Here is a 17,767-nt window from a genome sequence, read left to right as displayed (position 1 = left end):
AAGAGACCGCGCCCGTTAACGGCAGGCACGATCTCTTTGTCCTTGGAATCTATGTCAACGTTCGACGTGCAGGCCCATGGTGCCTAGCGCGAACGATCGTGACTGCGCCTCCAGGGGGCGCGGCGGCTTTCATGATCCCAATATACGCTGCGGCCGTTCGATTGGTGACGGCCGATCAGCGCGCCTGCTCCCGATTTTCTTTGGCGTTCCACCACAAGTCCGTCGCTTTGCCGGAGGCGTCCGTCCAGGTGTAGTACAGATCCTGTCCCTCCTGGCCCCAGGAGACGTCGGACACCGCGCCTTCGCGTTTGTCGCTCTCGAAAACCGTCCCGGAACCGTCGGTCTTCACGATCCGCAGGCCGCCATGATACGCGAGCGCCGTCAGCTTGCCGTCGGGCGACTGCCACGACGGCATGGGTACGTACTGCTCGGCTGCCGAGAACGTCACGTTCGGTTGTTCGCCGGCGGGCGAAGGCGGCTCCGAAGCGGCAGGAACGTCGGCATCAGCGCTTCTTGTATCGTGCGCGGCACCGTCCGACTTGTCCTTTACGCCGGCCGATGCGGATGACGAAGGCGCGAATTCTTGCCTTTCCTCTCCGGCCGATACCGTCGGCGCGACGTGTTGATCCGCGGTCGGCGTCTGTGTCTCGATCTTGGCTGTCGGCACCGCGTCGGCAGACCCGGCCGAGGAACCGGATTCGCCGCCGCCGTCGGCTGCGTTCAGGCTCGTGCCTTCGACCGACTCGCTCCCGCCGTTCGCTGAGCCTTCGGAAGCGTTCGGGCTTTGACTCTGTTGGCTCGACGAGCTCGCGCTGGCGCTCTTCTCGTCGACGTCTGGCAATGCCTTTTCGCTCATCACGTTCTTGCGCAGCATGTCGGACGAAGCGGCGGCCGGTGCGGACTCGGCTGCCGACTCCTGCAGCAGAGCCGCCTTCTGTTGATCCGAATCGGGCAGCAGAGAGAACGGCTGGGCAATCAGCAATACGCCAGCCACGACGCCCGCCGCGACGACAGCGGCCAAGCCGCGGTACATGGACTTGCGGCTGCCCGTCCTTCGCGTGCGCGGCTCGTAAGCAGCCTCGGCGGCCGGCGCTTGCCCGACGACCGGCGCGGGCTCCGGCACGATCCGCTCCAGCTGGGGCAGGATCGCGTCGACCAGGCTGTATTTAGGGGTCACATGCGGCAGCTGCGCCAGCTCTTCGGACAGCTGCGTCAGCCGCTCGAGGAGCGCGGCGCACTCCGGATAGTTCTGCAGGTACAATTGCAAGCGCGACGACTCTTCTTCGTTCAGATCGCCGTCGATCGAACGCTGCACGAGCTCCATCCCCTCTTCGCGATTCATCCCCGGACACCCCCCTTCCGATAGTCATGAAGCAATGTCTGCAGTTGTTGCCGGGCGCGGAATAAGTAAGACTTGACCGTATTCAACGGCAAGTTGAGCGAATCGGCGATCTCGTTATATGAGAAATCCTGCAAATAACGAAGCACGACCACGGTGCGATGATGCTCCGGAAGCTTGCCGATCGCCTCGCGAATGTCTTCGGAAGCATAGCCGCTCATCACCTCGGCCTCGACGTCTTCGTTCGCTTGAAATACCATCTCATGTTCGTCGATCGAAACGGAAGGACGTTTGCGACGAAACTTGTCGATGCATATATTCGTGACGATGCGCTGAACCCACGTGCGGAATTGCGCCTTTTCTTCGTAGGAATTGATCTTCGTGTATACCCGAATCAACGCTTCCTGCGCGGCGTCCATCGCATCCTGCTCGTGGTTAAGCAAATAATAGGCCGTACGGTAAACCTGGTGTTCGATCTCGCGAAGCAGCGCGACGAGCGCTTCCCGATCGCCGGCCTGCGCAGCTTTGATCAATTCCGGCTCCACCACGGGAGATCCTCCTTCTCTCGCATCCCCTTTGACGCAAGCGTGCGCCAAAAGGTTGCAAAAAACGCAAGGTATAATCTAACAAAAAAATAAAGGCGTAAACGCCCTTCGGAACCGCTTGTGTCCCTATGATCGATATTTTCATATATACTCGGCGAACGGCCGAAAAGTTGTGAATGAAGTCCGTTCCAGTCTATCACATGCGCCGCTTTTTGTCGTCAGGGCCGCTTCGCGCGCCGTTCCAGACGACCGTCCGGCCGGATGCGGTAGGCGATCTCTCCCTGGACGTCCGTCCGCTCGAGCGCGGCGCCCGAGCGAAGGATCCGCTCGACGACCTCGGCATGCGGGTGCCCGTACAGATTGTTCTTGCCGGCGGATACGACGACCTCGGACGGCATCCACCAGGACAGCCAAGGCGCGGTCGTAGACGTTTTGCTGCCGTGATGTCCCGCCTTCAGCACGTCGACGGCGCGCGGTCCTTCGCCTTGCCGGCTCAGCTCGCCGAGCGCCGCGGATTCGCCGGCCGCCTCCAAGTCGCCGGGGAGCACGAACACGCGGCCGTAAAGCGCGATCCGGAGCACGACGCTCCTGTCGTTTTGCTCGTCGACCTTCGTTATGCGGTCGCCGCTCTCCGTCTTCAGCGGATATAGCGCTTCGAATGTCGCCGATGCGTCCGGCTGCCATACGTCGCCTGCCTTGACCGCGAACATTGGAATGCCCGCATCCTCCGCCTCATGAAATAGACGAAGAACGTCGTCATCCGGTTTAATCGTTCCGTTGAACAATATCCGGCCAACCTGGAGCTCCCGAATTATGGCATGGGCGCCCCCCGATATGGTCGGCGTCCAGATGCGTCAGCACGAGCGCGTCCAGCCGGCGGACGCCTCGTTGCTTAAGCAGCGGCACCAGCGTCTTACGGCCGACCTCGTAAGGGTCCTTGCGGAGGCGCCACGGTTCCTTCGGCGCGCCGAACGCGACCGTGCCGCCTGCGTCGACGAGCACATGGCGGCCGCTGCCGGTGGTAATCAGGATGCTGTCGCCTTGGCCGACGTCGAGAAAGGAGACGGCAGCCGTCCGATCGAGCCTGACGGGAGGCGCTTCCCAGGCCAGCGTTGCCAGCCAACTCAGCGCAAGGAGCGCGGCGGATAGCTGCCGCCCGCGGCGCGTTTTTAACGGAAACTTCATGGCCGCGGGGTCTTGAAAAGCGGTCGGCATCGTCGAACCCGGACCAAAGCGCCAACCGGCCGATGCGGATCCCGAGGCGTCCGAATCGGGATTCCCGTTGCGCCGGCCGTGCAGCGGCTCCGTCCAATCGCTTCCGCCTCGCGCGCCTTCGGCGTACGCGGCAATTCGGTTCGCCCGCTCCGCGGGATCGAAAGGATCCGCGGCCGCGAGCTGCTCCGCGACAGCCGAAGCCGCCGCGGCTTGCTCCGCGCCGAGACGAAGCGAGCGGCGCGCGAAGGCAAGCGTCGCCAGCAGCAGCGCATAAAAGCAGATCACCCATAGGAGGGAGGGTTGATGCCACACGGTCGAGAGCGCCTTGACCGAACCCAGCCATTCGGTCGCGGCAAATGTCGCGCGGTTGCATAGCGTCGCGAGCTTCGCGGGAACGAGGCCGATCGGCAGCCATATGGCGCCCAGCGCCAGCGCGGCCATCCCGAGCGGCATGACGACGAAGCTGATAAACGGCACCAGTACGAGGTTCGCGAGCAGCGACAGCAAATGCAGCTGATGAAAATAAAAAGCGGTGACCGGGAAAGAAAAGAGCTGGGCGGTCAAGGCAACGGCGAGCGATGAACGGACGAACGCCGAGCGTATGCGAAGAGCAAGCAGCTCCGTCATGACCGGCACGCACAGCAAGAGGCCCGCGGTCACGATAAAGGAAAGCTGAAAGCTGACGTCCTCTACGACAGACGGACGCCAGACGACCATGATCAGCGCAGAAGCGGCAAGCAAGTGAAGCCCGTCCTTCAGCTTGCCCTGCCGCGCGAGCCACAGGGCGATCATCGACATGAGGCACGCGCGGACGGCCGACGGGGAGGCGCCGGTGAGCAGCATGTAGACGGGCATCGCCGACGCCGCGAACGCAAGCGAACGCTCCCGGGTCCAGCGCGCGAACTTGCCAAGCATCAGCAAAATGTAAACGACGACGGCGACGTGAAGGCCGGAAATGGCGAGTACATGCGTAAGCCCGAGCCGTGAAAAATCATCGTACTGATCCGGATCGATGTCGTCCGAGATGCCCGCTACCAGACCTTTCATATAACCGGCGTCCGGCTTGCCGTAAAGCCGATCCGTCAGCCTCCCGATCGCCTCCCGGGATTCGTCGAACCAGCGAAGCGCCCGGTCCGTGACCGGTACGCGCCCCTCCGTTCGCGTCACGGCGTCCGCGCCTTTGACGGATACCGTCCAATAGATATTCTGCCGGTTCAAATAGCGCCTGTAGTCAAAGCCGCCGAAATTGCCCGCGTCGGCGGGAAGCTTGAGCTCGCCGGCGACCTCGACGGATATCCCCCCGCTTCCAAGATGCCGCGGACACCAGCTCTTCTTCGGCAGACAACCGCACGCGGACCAGCAACTTCTCGTCGACGCGCAGCCGTGTCCCATCCTCCGTTCGGACGACGCTCGCGCGAATCGGAAAAGTCGCCGTATCGCCGTCGATGGCCGCAGGCTCAAGCAGCCGGCCCGTCGCGATCGCCGATCGGCCCTCCGGGTCCTTCCACGCCGCCGTCAGATCGGAGCCATGACCCGCCTCGCTCCCTACCCGCAGTCCTGCCGACAGCAGGAGGGCCAGCGCGCACAGCGCGCCCGTGCGCGGCCGAATCCGTCCCGCGAAGACGATTGCAGCAAGCGCGACGGCGATACCGCCATAGACGAGCAGCGCGGACATGCCCTGCCGGACCGACCAGATGCCGCTGCCCGCGACCCAGAACACCGCTACACATACCAATGGCCTGCGATCCATCGGCTCACGCTCCTTTCTTAAATATAAAAAAGAAGAACCCTGCGCGTTAAGCAGGGTTCTTCCCATGGCCTTCTTCGTATGCGGCTTCTCGGCCTTCTAATCGGCTTCCTTCACTTCCGTATCCTGCGGCGGCGCGTAATCAGGTATCGTCCTGAAAACGATCCGGCGTTCGGCCATCAACGCGGATACTTTGTCATGATCCTTCGGATAACCGCGATGGAAAACGATCTCGACGATGCCGCTGTTGGCGAGCATGTTCGCGCATGTCCAGCACGGTTGATCGGTCACGTAGACGGTCGAGCCCTCCCGGTCGATCCGGTCCGTGAAAAGGAGGAGATTTTGTTCCGCATGAATCGTGCGAATGCAGCGTTCCTTCTTGACCATGATCCCCGGTTCGCCCGATGGCGCCGGCGCGAATTCTTCTACGATCATGCAGCCGGCCTCCGAGCAATCCGGGACGCCCATCGGCGCGCCGTTGTATGCCGTGCCCAGCAGCTTCTTGCCTTGTACGAGCACGGCGCCCACATGCCGTCTCGGACAACGCGACCTCGTCGATGCCATGAAGGCGATGTCCATAAAGTAAGTATCCCAATCCTTGCGAACCGCGAGCGCCATCTGGCTCTTGCCTCCTGTCGTAAATCAGCGGAGCCCTGCTAGGCTTAGCCTGCCTTGATAAGCGGCAGCAGCTTCGCGAGCAGTTTGTCTCCGATTCCTTTAACGTCCGTCAGCGCTTCGGGCGATTCGAATCGTCCGTGCGCGTCCCGATATTGTACGATGGCCTCGGCCTTGGAGGGCCCGATGCCGGGCAGCGCATCCAAGTCTGCGGCGCTTGCCGCATTGATGTCGAGCCGCCCGTCCTTCTCCGCAGCGTCGGACATCTTGGCAGTCTCCACATTCTGTATTTCCGAAGCGTCCGATGCCGTGTCTACGTTCGTTTTCGATCCGTTGCCTTCCGGTTCGGCAGATCCTGCAGACTCGACGGGCCGGACGCTTGCCGCAGAAGCTACCGCTTGCGCGGAGCTTGTCGCCTCGTGCGTCCCTTCCGTCTTCCCTTCGCTCCTCTCCGCTTCGGCGACCGCCGTGGCGACTTGCGCGTTCACCGGCTCCCAGCCGGGCACGCTCCCGTCCGCCGGCGATAGCCATCCCCAAGCCAGCAGGGCGGCCGCCGCCGCGCCTGCCAGCAGCGCTGCCCGGCTTCGCGACCGGACGCTTCTCGCCGAGTTCCTTCCCATACGCCTCTCCTCCATGATCTTCGCCAGATACGACTGGCATTCATCTCATTTCAAAACGCATAAAAAAATCGAGTCATGTCGGCCAAACCTGCTGACATACAATGGAAAGAAGCCATGCATAATGCCAATAGCGGGAGGAGGACCTCAGATGAAGGTCGGCTTCATCGGCGCCGGAAGCATGGGCGGACTGCTAGCGGGAGCCTTGCTGCGCGCCCGGGCTTTTGAGCCGTCGGAAGTGACGATCGCGACCCGCACCTCCTCCAAGGCGGAACGTCTGGCGCAGCAGTTCCCGGGCCTTCGGATCGGGCCGACGAACGCGGCAGCCGTCCGGGACGCGGATATCGTCTTTCTCTGCGTGAAGCCGCTAGACTACCGGGCGGTGCTCGGCGAGATTCGAGATTCGCTGCGCCCGGAGCAACTGCTCGTATCGATCACCAGCCCCGTCACGTTGGAGCAGCTCGAGCGTCTTACGCCATGCAAGACGGCGAAGATCGTTCCCAGCATCGTAAACGGCGCAGCAAGCGGCGCTTCGCTATTCATGTACGGCACGCGGCTCGAGCCCGCCGACAAAAAGCTGCTGATCTCCATGTTCGCGCGCATTAGCGAACCCATCGAAGTCCCCGAGGAAAGCGTCCGCGCCGCTTCGGACCTGTCCAGCTGCGGCCCCGCCTTCATGGCGTACCTGCTGGAGCAATTCGTGGAGGCGACGGTCGAATTCGCGGGGCTTGCGCCCGAAGTGGCAGCCAGAGTAGGCGCCGAGATGCTGCTCGGCACGGCGCGGCTGCTGGAGCAAGGCTGCACGACGCAGGAATTGCAGGAGCGCGTCTGCGTGCCTGGCGGCATCACGGCGGTAGCGATGGAAGAACTGCGTCTTTCGACCCAAGATGCCTTCCGCAAGGTGATGCGGAAAACGCACGAAAAGTTCGCAGAGGACCTGATCAAGGTCGAAGCCTCCCTCTCGGAACAGTCTTTGGGGTCCGATTAGACCGCCGGACCGAACCGGCGCGAAGCCGGCAAGGAACGAGCAACGGCTGCAAAACAACGCAAAGGGCGGCCCGATGTTCCAGACAGGCCGCCCTTGAGGTGTCAGTTCGCTACGATGTTGACGAGCTTGCCCTTGACCGCGATAATCTTGCGCACCGTCTTGCCATCCGTGACGGCCTTGACTTTATCCAGCGCGAGCGCAGCTTCCTGCAGCGCCTCTCCCTCGAGATCGGCCGCGACAAAGACGCGGTCCACGATCTTGCCGTTGACCTGCACGGCGATCTCGACTTCGGCGTCGACCGTCAGCGCGGCGTCGTAGGACGGCCAAGCCGCATAGGTCACGCTCTCCGCATGGCCGAGCTTCTCCCAAAGCTCCTCGGCGATATGCGGCGCGATCGGCGACAGCATCTGAACGAAGTGCTCCATCGCCTGCTTCGGCAGCGCCTCGACCTTGTATGCCTCGTTGACGAAAATCATCAGCTGGCTGATCGCCGTGTTAAAGCGCAGTCCCTCGTAGTCCTCGGTAATTTTCTTGACCGAGCGATGCCAGGTTCTGCGGAACGTTTCTTCGCCCGCCGTGTCCTTGATCTTGTCGCTCAGCTCGCCGTTCTCGCCGACGAACAGGCGCCATACGCGGCCGAGGAAGCGGTACATGCCTTCGACCCCGTTCGTATTCCACGGCTTCGTCGCTTCGAGCGGCCCCATGAACATTTCGTATACGCGCAGCGTATCCGCGCCGAACTCGCCGACGATGTCGTCGGGATTGATGACGTTGCCCCGCGACTTAGACATCTTTTCATTGTTCGTGCCGAGGATCATGCCTTGATTGACGAGCTTGTGGAACGGCTCCTTCGTCGCCACGACGCCGAGGTCGTACAGCACCTTATGCCAGAAACGCGCATACAGCAAGTGAAGCACGGCATGTTCGGCGCCGCCGATGTAGAGATCGACCGGCAGCCATTCCCGCTGCTTGGCCGGGTCGCAGATCGCGTCCGCGTTTTTCGGGTCGATGAACCGCAAGTAGTACCAGCAGCTGCCCGCCCACTGCGGCATCGTATTCGTCTCCCGGCGCGCCTTGCGGCCGTCCGGCAGCGTCACGTTCACCCAGTCCTCGACGGTGGCGAGCGGCGATTCGCCGGTGCCCGAAGGCGTGATCGCGTCGACCTCCGGCAGCAGGAGCGGAAGTTCGTCCTCAGGCACCGTCTCCATGCTGCCGTCCTCGAAGTGCAGGACGGGGATCGGCTCGCCCCAATAGCGCTGGCGGCTGAACAGCCAATCGCGCAGCCGGTAGGTGACCTTGCCGCGACCTTTGCCCTGCTCCTCCAGCCAGGCGATGCTCTTCGCGATCGCGTCAGGCGTGGACAGGCCGTTCAGGAAGCCCGAATTGACATGCTCCCCTTCGCCCGTATGCGCCGCCTCTTCGACGTTGCCGCCGCTGACGACCTCGACGATCGGCAGACCGAACTTTTTCGCGAATGCCCAGTCCCGCTCGTCATGTCCCGGCACGGCCATGATGGCGCCCGTACCGTAGCCGCCGAGCACGTAATCCGCGATCCAGATCGGCACGAGCTCGCCGTTCACCGGGTTGACGGCGTACGCGCCGGTGAAGACGCCCGTCTTGTCCTTCGCCAGGTCGGTCCGCTCGAGGTCGCTCTTGCGCGCAGCCTGATCGACGTAGGCTTCGACATCCGCCTTCTGTTCGGCGGAAGCGATCGCGGACACGAGCTCGTGCTCGGGCGCCAGCACGCAATACGTCGCGCCGAAGAGCGTGTCCGGACGCGTCGTGAATACCGTGAGAGAAGCGTCGGCATGGCCTTCGATGGCAAAGGTCACCTCGGCTCCCGTCGACTTGCCGATCCAGTTGCGCTGCATGTCCTTGATGCTCTCCGACCAGTCGAGCTCTTCAAGATCTTCGAGGAGCCGCTCGGCGTATTCGGTAATCTTCAGCATCCACTGGCGCATCGGCTTGCGGATGACGGGATGATTGCCGCGTTCGCTTAGCCCGTTGATGACTTCTTCGTTCGCGAGCACCGTACCGAGCGCCGGACACCAGTTGACCGGCACCTCGGCAACGTAAGCGAGTCCCTTTTTTATAGAGCTGGATAAAGATCCACTGCGTCCACTTGTAATAGTCCGGATCCGTCGTGCTGAACTCGCGGTCCCAATCGTAGGAAAAGCCGAGCGATTTGATCTGACGGCGGAAGTTGTCGATATTCTCCACCGTGATCTCGCGCGGATGGCGACCCGTCTGAAGCGCGTACTGCTCCGCCGGCAAGCCGAATGCGTCCCAACCCATCGGATGGAGCACGTTGTACCCGCGCATGCGCTTGTAGCGGCTGACGATGTCGGTCGCCGTATATCCTTCGGGATGTCCGACGTGCAAGCCGGCACCCGAAGGGTACGGGAACATGTCGAGCGCGTAAAACTTCTCCTTGCCCGGATCCTCCGTCGTGCGGAACGTCTTATTTGCGTCCCAATAGCGCTGCCACTTGGGCTCCAAAGTCTGCGGCTTATAGCCGGGTTGATTGTTGTCCTGTACCATGGTTATGCTGCCCCTTCCGTCTGTCTGCGCGTTAAAAGCCAAAAAACCTCCCGCCCCTAGCGAAATTACGCTAGGGACGAGAGGTTAAGCTCGCGGTACCACCCTAGTTGACGCCAGCCCTGCCTGGGCATGCCGTCCACTCTTCCCCCTTAACGCGGAGGGACTCGCCGCGGTTGCCCGCCAAGGCATGCAGCCTGGCATGGATTAAACGCGGGGCTCCAAGGCGAGTTCGTCGCTGACGTCAGCCGGCTTGCACCTTCCGCCGGTTCTCTGAGTGACGATTAGCGATTACTTTTCCTCTTCTTAGCCTTTATTTTCTCGATTATAGCGGCTGTCGTCGATCGATGTCAAGCTCTCGTCCAATGTCAAGCTCGCGGTCCGGCCCCCTGCCAGAAAAGATCGACGATCCGTACGGGCAGGTCCTCCCTTCGCTCGCCGTCGGTGTCCCGACCCGCGACCATCAGCAACGACGAAAAGGCATGCGCCAGAAGCAGCGGATCCTCTCCGCCCCGCATCTCCCCGCGTGCGGCGGCGTCGGCGAAGCATGCAGCCAGCACTTCGTGAATGCGGTGCTCCGCTTCGCGGATGCCGCGTCGCTGCTCCTCGCTGAGCGAGGCGATCGCCTCGCGCATCATCGATTCGAACTCGACGTGCGTATTCGCCATCTTGACCGTCGCCACCCTGATCAGCCGTTCTCGAAGCGTGCCCTCCTGCTCAAGAATCTGGCGCGTGAATCCGCGGATACGTCCCATCATCTCGGTCACCGATGCGGCGAACAGCTCCGACTTGCCGCTAAAGTAATAGTAGATCGAAGCCTTGGTGACGCCGGCCCGCTCGGCAATCTGATTCAGTGACACCGGCTCGTAGCCAAACTCCATAAAGAGAGCGGATGCGGTGCTCAGCAGCAAATCGCGGCTGTCCGTATTGCCCTTAGGTCGACCGGGGGCCCGTCTCGTTTGTTGTTGTTTCACTTGTTGCGCCTTCCCTTCGAAAAGATTGCAGTCGAAAGAGTTGCAATATTAACCTTCCGGTATATATAATTATCAATGCGCTCATTATAGCACATTATAACGCAACCGAAACCCAAGGGGGAGAAGACGTGAAGGAAGTTCGCGTTCATGGCAAAGGAATAACGGGCCCTGTCGGCCGCTGGGTGACACTTGCGATTTGGATCGTCGCCGCCGCCCTGTTGAGCGTGCTGCTGCCGCAGGTCGGCAAGCACGAGACGAACAATGCGCCCAATCTGTCCAACGGCAAACCGTCCGTGCAGGCTGCGGCCGTCGCGGAGCGGGAGTTCGCCAGCGGCGCGGACGTGCCGGCGTTAATCGTTTGGCACAGGGAAGGCGGACTGGAAGACGGCGATTTGGATATCGTCCGCAAGCTCGCTGGACAATGGACGAGCGCGCCGGTCCCGTATCAGACCTCGGTTCCCCCGCTGCACCAAATGCCCGCGGAGGCGCTTAAATCAGAGCTGTCCAACGATGGCAGCACGCTCGTAACCCCTGTATTTTTCGACAAAAACGCGGATACCGATCAGTTGAAAGAAGGCGTGGCGGAGCTGAAGCGGCAAGCCTCAGCCCTTACCGGAGGCGATCCCTTCGAAGCGGATCCGGACAAAGCAGGCGCGCTAAGCGCCCGCGTCACCGGCCCGGTTGGCATTCAGATCGATGCGACGGGACTTTTCGAGAACGCCGACTTCGCGCTGCTCATGGGCACCGTTTTGCTCGTACTCGTTTTGCTGCTGCTTATTTACCGGTCGCCCATCCTTGCCTTCATCCCGCTCATCGGCGTCGGCTTCGCCTACGGCGTCATCAGTCCGCTCCTCGGCTGGATGGCCCGCGAAGGCTGGATCGTCGTCGATTCGCAAGGCATATCGATCATGACGGTGCTCCTGTTCGGCGCCGGAACCGACTATTGCCTGTTCCTGATCTCGCGGTTCCGCCAGCTGCTGAAGCACGAGCCCGATAAAGGAAAGGCGCTTCGTGCCGCGCTGACGGACGCCTCGGGCGCCGTCGCGATGAGCGGCATCACCGTCGTGATCGCCCTCCTCACGCTATTGCTCGCCGAATACGGCGCGTTCCGCAGGTTCGCGGCGCCGTTCAGCATCGCGATTTTCATCATGAGCATCGCCAGCCTGACGCTCGTGCCCGCGCTGCTCGCCGTCATCGGACGCGCCTCCTTCTGGCCGTTCGTTCCGCGCACGCAGCAAATGCGCGAGGAACGCGCCGCGAAGCGCGGCAAGCCAAAGCCTGCGCCTGAAGCGCCTCCCCCGCTACCGCACGGGCACGCTCGTCGTGAAGCGTCCGGGTTTGATCGCGCTCGTATCGGTCGTTTGCCTCGCCTTGCTGGCCGGCGTATCGAGCCAAATTAAATTCACGTACGATATCTTATCGTCGTTCCCTTCCACGATGGAGTCGAGAGAAGGTTACGCGCTGATCGGCTCCCAATTTTCCGAAGGCGAGCTCGCGCCCGTCAAAGTCATCGTCGACACGGGCGGCAAAGAGACCGGATTAGCGGAAAAGCTGGCCAACCTGCCTTACGTCAGCCGCGTATCCGAACCCATGAAAGGACAGCAAAATCAACAAATTGTCGCTTACGACGTTGAGCTTGCCCTTAATCCTTATTCGCTGGAGGCGCTGGACAAAATCCCCGATCTGCGCGAGACCGCGAACGCGGCGCTCGCCCAGGCCGGCGACGCGAAAGCCGCCGACCACGTATGGATCTCGGGGCAAACCGCCGACCAGTATGACACGAAAGAAACCGGAGAGCGGGATACGCGGCTGATCCTGCCGGTCGTCATCGGACTGATCGCGCTGCTGCTGCTCCTTTATTTGCGCTCCGTCGTCGCGACCGCCTATTTGGTCGGCACCGTCATTCTCTCGTATTTTTCAGCGCTCGGACTCGGCTGGCTTGTTATCCATTACGTACTCGGCGCCGACGCGATCCAAGGTTCGATCCCGTTGTATGCGTTCGTGTTCCTGGTGGCGCTTGGGGAGGACTACAACATCTTCATGATCTCCAGCATCTGGCGCAAACGCAAGGAAATGCCGCTGCGGGACGCGATCCGCGAGGGCGTCGGCGAAACGGGCGGCGTCATCGCCTCCGCGGGCCTCATCCTGGCCGGCACGTTCGCGGTGCTCGCGACGCTGCCGATCCAAGTGCTCGTACAGTTTGGCGTCATTACCGCGATCGGCGTGCTGCTGGATACGTTCCTCGTGAGGCCGTTTCTGGTGCCGGCCATCACGTCGCTGCTGGGCGACCGGTCCTTCTGGCCGGGACGCGAGCATCTGGCGAAGAAGGCGAAGTTGCGCGGTTAAAATTCAGTTGAAACGAAAAGCGCGGTCCCGGGAGTCGATTGACGCCTTGGGATCGCGCTTTCTGTTTCTAAACTTCGGGGCGTTGCCTGGAGGCGGAATCGCCTCATTTAGCAGGCGATGGCTTCCGGGCCCCTGCCTTATGGTTCTCGTCTCCCTACTGCAGAGGATGGCATTTTCTCGTGCCTGAAAAGTAAAGACCGCCAGGCAGCCTTCGCCTGACGGTCTCTCAAGTAAAAACTTAAGCCGGCCGCCGCGCGACAAAAAACAGTCGCTCGCTGGACGCCGTCGGCGCGTTCCAGGAAAAATCGGCGCACCGGTGGAGAAGCTCGAACCCTGCCTCCGTCAATTGCCTTGCGAGCCAGTCCGGCTCATAGGCGCGCTGAACGTGCCCCTCTTCGAATCGCCGGTACAAGCCTGCGCCGGAGCCGCCCTCCTCACGCACGAAGAAGGTGAGCTCATGCTCCACTTCCCTGCGGTCGGGATCGTAATCGCATGTCCACAGATAGGCGATATCTTTGTCGTCGAGCACAAACGGCTGCTCTTCGCCATAACGGGCGAGCTGCGACGGCGCATGCACATCGAACACGAACAAACCTCCGGGTCTGAGGCCGGCATACGAATGCTTGAACGAGGAGATGACGTCCTCGGGCTCCGTCAAGTAGTTCAAGCTATCGCAGAACGACAGCACGCAGTCTACGGGCTCGGGAATCTCCCAGTCGCGCATATCCTGCTGCAGCCAGCGAATGCCGCCTTCCTCGCCGCCGGAGACGCGTCCGATGCCGCGCTGAGGAACCGACTCCCATTTGGCGCGGGCGACCGACAGCATGTCCGCCGACAGGTCGATGCCGAATATGCGAAAGCCGGATTTGGCAAGCGGGATGGCGATATTGCCCGTCCCGCAGCCCAAATCGACGACCGTCTTGGGCATGCCGTACTTTTCCCAGCACCCTCTGGCAAAACTAAGCCATTCCGGGTACGGCATGTCCTCCATCAATCGGTCGTAGACCGAGGCGAATTCACGATAGCTGCGCATGGATGTCTCCTCGTCGTCGGCCCCGCCTGCCGCTCAACCATGACCCCGGGGCCGGTCTTTTGTCGTTTGCGCGGGCGCCATAGCGGCGCCGCAGGCAAGGTCAGTCCCGACCCGCCGGATCGCCGCCGGCTCCTGCGTCCGTATCGGTACTGGCATCGGACGAAGCTACCGCTTCCCGCGCGGCCCCCTCGGAAGCCGCAAGCCGGGTCCAATTGCCGTCCTGCACGACGAGCCTGTCCTTCATCAGCTTGCCGAGCGCGCGCTTGAAAGCGGATTTGCTGAGCCCGAACCGCTTCTGGATAACGTCCGCAGGCGTCGAATCCGAATACGGCATCGCGCCGCCCGGCCTTGCCTGCAAAAAGGCCAAAATGCGGTCCGAGTCCTCCAGGCGTCCGACCTCCTTGGCCGGCCGCATGGACAACGTGACTCTGCCGTCGTCCCTCACCTGCGTCACGCGCGCGACCGTCTTCTCGCCGAGCCGCAGCGGATGGATCATGGACGCGTTCGGCAAATAGCCGAGCGCCCCGTAACCGAGCACCCCGCCATGCGCCAGCATGAACACGCCGTCCTTGTATATATCGGTCACCCAGCATTCGCGCTGCTCGTGGTGCCAGGAAGACGGCGCGCGGAACACGACGCGCTCGTAATCCTCGATCTTGGCGAGCCGGGCCAGCATGCGCCCTTCCTTGTCGTGCTTCATAATGACGTGAAGCTCGTCGCCCGGCTGCGGCCAGCGGTCGCGGTTGTCCGGCAGCTCCTTGATCGGCAGCAGCAGCTGACGTCCGATGCCGAGCTCGAGGAAGCAGCCGAACCGCGGATGGAAGTCCGCCATTTCGAGCCGTCCCATCTGTCCGAGCTGCAGCAGCGGCCGGCGGGTCGTCGCCGTCAGGCGGCCTTTGTCGTCATGGAAAATGAAGACGTCCGCCGAATCGCCGACCGACGGACGGTTGCCCGCCGCTTCGCCGTAAGGAAGCAGCAGTTCGGGCGTACCCTCCGCCTCGTCTTCGGCCAGAAACCAGCCGTAAGGCGGGACCTCGCGCCGCACTAACAGACTGGCCGTCGTGCCGGCGATCAACGTCATGCGAATTCAACCGCCTTCGCGTCGGACCACAAGCGCTCGAGCGAGTAGTATTCGCGCTCGTCCCGATGGAAGACGTGCGCGACGACGTCGCCCATGTCGATGAGCACCCATCTCGCCGTATCCATGCCTTCGATCCGCACGCGGGCGCCCGATTCCTCCGCGCGTTTCTTGATCTCGGTCGAGATCGATTGGACCTGCGTATCCGAATTGCCGTGGCAGATGACGAAGTAATCCGCTACCAGCGAGATATGCTGCAAATTAAGCGCCACGATGTCGTTCGCTTTTTTTATCGTCGGCCGCGTCCACGACCTGCCTCATTAACTGTTCCGATTTTGCCATCGTTCAGCCTCCCTCAAGATTCGATCGTTATGCCCGCCGCGCGAATTTCTCTGACCAGATCGTTGCGCGCCAATACCGTCAGCGGGAAAATCGTTTTGCCCTTTTCCAATAAATGAATGATCGTCGAGTCGAAGCCCGCGACCAACGCTTCGTTCAAGTTCGTCTCCGCCAGTACGCGGATGCGCTCCACGCCGGGAAACGCCCGGCTGGGCTCCATATAATCCGCGAGGCAAACGATGCGGTCCAGCAAAGTCATGCGCTCTCGGCCCGACGTATGATATCGTACGGCATCCAGCACTTCTTCATCCTCGATGCCCAGTTCCTCGCGGACCGCCCAGGCTCCTACATGCGCATGCCATAACTCTTTGTCGTATGACAGCAGCTCTGGCGGCAGGCCTTGCTCGCGGATGATACGCTCCATGCGGTCCGTCGGCCATGCCTTGGCATAATCGTGAAGCAGCGCGGCGAGCCAGGCTTTGTCCGGATCGCCGCCGAACCGCTGCGCCAGCACGAACGCCGTGTCGACGACGCCGGCGACGTGCCGGTACCGCTTTTCGGGCATTTGGCGCTTGACGGCTTCAATCAACAGTTCGCGATCCATACAATCCCATCCTTTCGATCTCCGTCCTTACCCGCTCGGGTACCATGTACCGGATCGTGCGGCCTTCGGCGCATCGCCGGCGGATATCGGTGGACGAGATGCCGATGCCCGGCATCTCCCCGCGCACGATCCGGTCCCGCAAGTATGCGGGCAGCTCGGGCTCGTCGTTTGCACGGCCCGCATCGCCGCCCGATCCCGGACGCTTCAGCGCGATGAAAACGACGAGGCGAGCGAGCTCCTCGATCCGCCGCCAGTGCGGCAGATCGTCCCGCATGTCCGAGCCGACGATCCAGTAGAACGAAACGTCGGGATATCGCTCCCGCAGCTCGAGCACGGTGTCGATCGTATAAGAGGCGCCCTGCCGGTCGAGCTCGGCGGCCTCCACCCGGAACGAAGGATGATCCGCGATCGCGGCCTCGACGAGCGACCGACGCTGCGCGCCGGAAGCGCCGGGCTGCGGCTTATGGACCGGCACGGAGGTCGGGACGAACCACACCTCGGACAAGTCCGCCGCCTCCCGCGCCGCTTCGGCCGCCAGTAAATGGCCGATATGCACGGGGTCGAACGTGCCGCCCATCAGCCCGATGCGTCTCAATGCGCGTACCTCCTTTAAGGAAGCTGGATCTGCTTGTTGTCGCGGGATTCCTTGTACAGCACGATCGTCTTGCCGATGACCTGCACGAGCTCGGCGCCCGATCGCTCGGACAGCTCCTTGGCGACTTCGTAGCGGTCGTCGTCGTTGTTGTTCAGGATCGACACCTTGATCAACTCGCGCACTTCGAGCGCTTCTTCGATATGGCGGATCAGATGGTCGTTCGTGCCGCCTTTGCCGACCTGGAAGATCGGGGTCAGGTGATGGGCTTCGGAACGCAAAAATCGTTTTTGTTTGCCGGTCAGCATGCGTATTCCCTGCTCTCTGATAGATAAATGTTCAAACCTTCGCCGTTTCGGAAAAGGAAGCCAGCACCGCTTCGCGCATCGCCGCCGCGGGAGCCGGCCGCCCCGTCCAGTATTCGAACGCATAGGCGCCTTGATAAACGAACATGCCGAGACCGCCGTGAATGCGGCAGCCCCGCCGCTCCGCGCCATGCAAAAAAGCCGTCGTCAGCGGATTGTAAATGAGATCGCTCGCGACCGCGCCCGGACGGAGCCAGGACGGATCGGCGGGAACCGCTTCCGTCTGAGGGGACATCCCGACGGACGTCGTATTGATAACGATGTCCGCCGCTCCGCACGCCTCCGTCAGCAAATGCCAGGGCACGGACTTCAAACGGCCGCCGGATTCGAACGCCGTTGCCAGCTCGTCTGCCCGCGCATCCGTCCGGTTCGCGATGAGCACCTCGGCGGGCGATTCTCGCAGCAACGCCCAGACGATGCCTCGCGCCGCGCCGCCTGCGCCGAGCACGACGATCCGCTTGCCGGACAGGTCCGGCTCCGCTTCTTCCTTGAGCGAACGTACGTAGCCGATCCCATCCGTGTTGAAGCCGGTGAGCCTGCCGCCATCGTTGACGATCGTGTTGACCGCGCCGATCGCCTTTGCGCTCTCGTCGATCTCGTCCAGGTAGGCCATCACTTCGATCTTGTGCGGGATCGTCACGTTCAGGCCGCGGAAGCCGAGCGCGCGAATGCCCCGGATCGCGTCCCCTAGACGCTCGGGCGTCACGTGGAAGGCGCCGTAGGCGCCGTTCACGCCACTCTCTTGGAACGCCCTGCCCAGCATGACGGGCGATCTGGAATGGCGGATCGGATCTCCGATGACGCCGTATAGTATCGTATGACTATCCATGCC

15 protein-coding genes, 3 pseudogenes and 1 other annotated feature are annotated in these 17,767 nt (G+C 62.2%); of the genes and pseudogenes, 2 read left to right on the top strand and 16 right to left on the bottom strand.

What is annotated here, in order from left to right; genetic code table 11:
• Positions 1-175 precede the first annotated feature (175 nt).
• From OMP38_RS21625 to OMP38_RS21595, 7 genes are all read right to left on the bottom strand, one after another.
• Entirely contained in the window at positions 176-1,342 is a 1,167-nt protein-coding gene (locus OMP38_RS21625) for an anti-sigma factor family protein (RefSeq protein WP_277566985.1), read from the bottom strand.
• The gene (locus OMP38_RS21620; protein WP_090114914.1) at positions 1,339-1,887 is read right to left on the bottom strand and encodes an RNA polymerase sigma factor; all 549 of its coding nucleotides are present in this window, start codon (positions 1,885-1,887) and stop codon (positions 1,339-1,341) included. Before OMP38_RS21620 ends, OMP38_RS21625 begins: the two co-directional genes overlap by 4 nt.
• Positions 1,888-2,102: 215 nt before the next feature.
• Entirely contained in the window at positions 2,103-2,594 is a 492-nt protein-coding gene (locus tag OMP38_RS21615) for a ComEC/Rec2 family competence protein (protein ID WP_277566984.1), read from the bottom strand.
• A gap of 55 nt (positions 2,595-2,649) precedes the next feature.
• A complete protein-coding gene (locus OMP38_RS21610) occupies positions 2,650-4,395 on the bottom strand; it encodes a ComEC/Rec2 family competence protein (protein WP_420869736.1) in 1,746 nt (581 codons plus the stop codon).
• A complete protein-coding gene (locus tag OMP38_RS21605) occupies positions 4,331-4,849 on the bottom strand; it encodes a DUF4131 domain-containing protein (RefSeq protein WP_277566982.1) in 519 nt (172 codons plus the stop codon). Before OMP38_RS21605 ends, OMP38_RS21610 begins: the two co-directional genes overlap by 65 nt.
• Positions 4,850-4,945: 96 nt before the next feature.
• Positions 4,946-5,464, bottom strand: a complete 519-nt coding sequence (locus tag OMP38_RS21600) for a deoxycytidylate deaminase (protein ID WP_277566981.1) — start codon at positions 5,462-5,464, stop codon at positions 4,946-4,948.
• Between the two features lie 44 nt (positions 5,465-5,508).
• Positions 5,509-6,081, bottom strand: coding sequence for a ComEA family DNA-binding protein (locus tag OMP38_RS21595; RefSeq protein WP_277566980.1), 573 nt, complete (start codon positions 6,079-6,081; stop codon positions 5,509-5,511).
• Between the two features lie 148 nt (positions 6,082-6,229).
• Here OMP38_RS21595 and comER point away from each other — a divergent pair, with 148 nt between their 5' ends.
• Positions 6,230-7,066, top strand: a complete 837-nt coding sequence (comER, locus tag OMP38_RS21590) for a late competence protein ComER (protein ID WP_277566979.1) — start codon at positions 6,230-6,232, stop codon at positions 7,064-7,066.
• A gap of 101 nt (positions 7,067-7,167) precedes the next feature.
• On the opposite strand, the pseudogene leuS reads toward comER, so the two are convergent.
• Both leuS and OMP38_RS21580 read right to left on the bottom strand, forming a co-directional pair.
• Positions 7,168-9,607 (bottom strand): annotated as a pseudogene (gene leuS / locus OMP38_RS21585) (leucine--tRNA ligase).
• 69 nt (positions 9,608-9,676) lie between these two features.
• Positions 9,677-9,921: a binding site (T-box leader), on the bottom strand.
• 51 nt (positions 9,922-9,972) lie between these two features.
• On the bottom strand, positions 9,973-10,578 hold the full coding sequence (locus tag OMP38_RS21580; protein ID WP_277566978.1) for a TetR/AcrR family transcriptional regulator: 606 nt from the start codon (positions 10,576-10,578) through the stop codon (positions 9,973-9,975).
• A 128-nt stretch (positions 10,579-10,706) separates the two neighbouring features.
• Between OMP38_RS21580 and OMP38_RS36125 the strand changes: the two are divergent.
• Positions 10,707-12,924, top strand: a pseudogene (locus OMP38_RS36125) (MMPL family transporter).
• A gap of 238 nt (positions 12,925-13,162) precedes the next feature.
• On the opposite strand, the gene OMP38_RS21570 reads toward OMP38_RS36125, so the two are convergent.
• From OMP38_RS21570 to aroE, 7 genes and pseudogenes are all read right to left on the bottom strand, one after another.
• Positions 13,163-13,957: a class I SAM-dependent DNA methyltransferase gene (locus tag OMP38_RS21570; RefSeq protein ID WP_277566977.1), complete on the bottom strand. Its 795-nt coding sequence runs from the start codon at positions 13,955-13,957 to the stop codon at positions 13,163-13,165.
• A gap of 100 nt (positions 13,958-14,057) precedes the next feature.
• Positions 14,058-15,038, bottom strand: coding sequence for a CvfB family protein (locus OMP38_RS21565; RefSeq protein ID WP_277566976.1), 981 nt, complete (start codon positions 15,036-15,038; stop codon positions 14,058-14,060).
• Positions 15,035-15,377: pseudogene (gene rsfS / locus OMP38_RS21560) on the bottom strand (ribosome silencing factor). The gene OMP38_RS21565 and the pseudogene rsfS overlap by 4 nt, the downstream one beginning before the upstream one ends.
• Before the next feature lie 13 nt (positions 15,378-15,390).
• On the bottom strand, positions 15,391-15,978 hold the full coding sequence (gene yqeK, locus OMP38_RS21555; RefSeq protein WP_277566975.1) for a bis(5'-nucleosyl)-tetraphosphatase (symmetrical) YqeK: 588 nt from the start codon (positions 15,976-15,978) through the stop codon (positions 15,391-15,393).
• Positions 15,956-16,555, bottom strand: a complete 600-nt coding sequence (gene nadD / locus OMP38_RS21550) for a nicotinate-nucleotide adenylyltransferase (RefSeq protein WP_277567612.1) — start codon at positions 16,553-16,555, stop codon at positions 15,956-15,958. Before nadD ends, yqeK begins: the two co-directional genes overlap by 23 nt.
• 32 nt (positions 16,556-16,587) lie before the next feature.
• Positions 16,588-16,878, bottom strand: a complete 291-nt coding sequence (yhbY, locus tag OMP38_RS21545) for a ribosome assembly RNA-binding protein YhbY (RefSeq protein ID WP_090114891.1) — start codon at positions 16,876-16,878, stop codon at positions 16,588-16,590.
• A 31-nt stretch (positions 16,879-16,909) separates the two neighbouring features.
• Positions 16,910-17,764, bottom strand: coding sequence for a shikimate dehydrogenase (aroE, locus tag OMP38_RS21540; RefSeq protein ID WP_277566974.1), 855 nt, complete (start codon positions 17,762-17,764; stop codon positions 16,910-16,912).
• Positions 17,765-17,767: the final 3 nt, after the last annotated feature.

The organism is Cohnella ginsengisoli, from assembly GCF_029525555.1.
GTDB classification, from domain to species: Bacteria; Bacillota; Bacilli; order Paenibacillales; family Paenibacillaceae; genus Cohnella; species Cohnella ginsengisoli.
The sequence above is the reverse complement of the archived record's forward strand: the minus strand, read 5'-3'. Positions and strand labels throughout refer to the sequence as shown.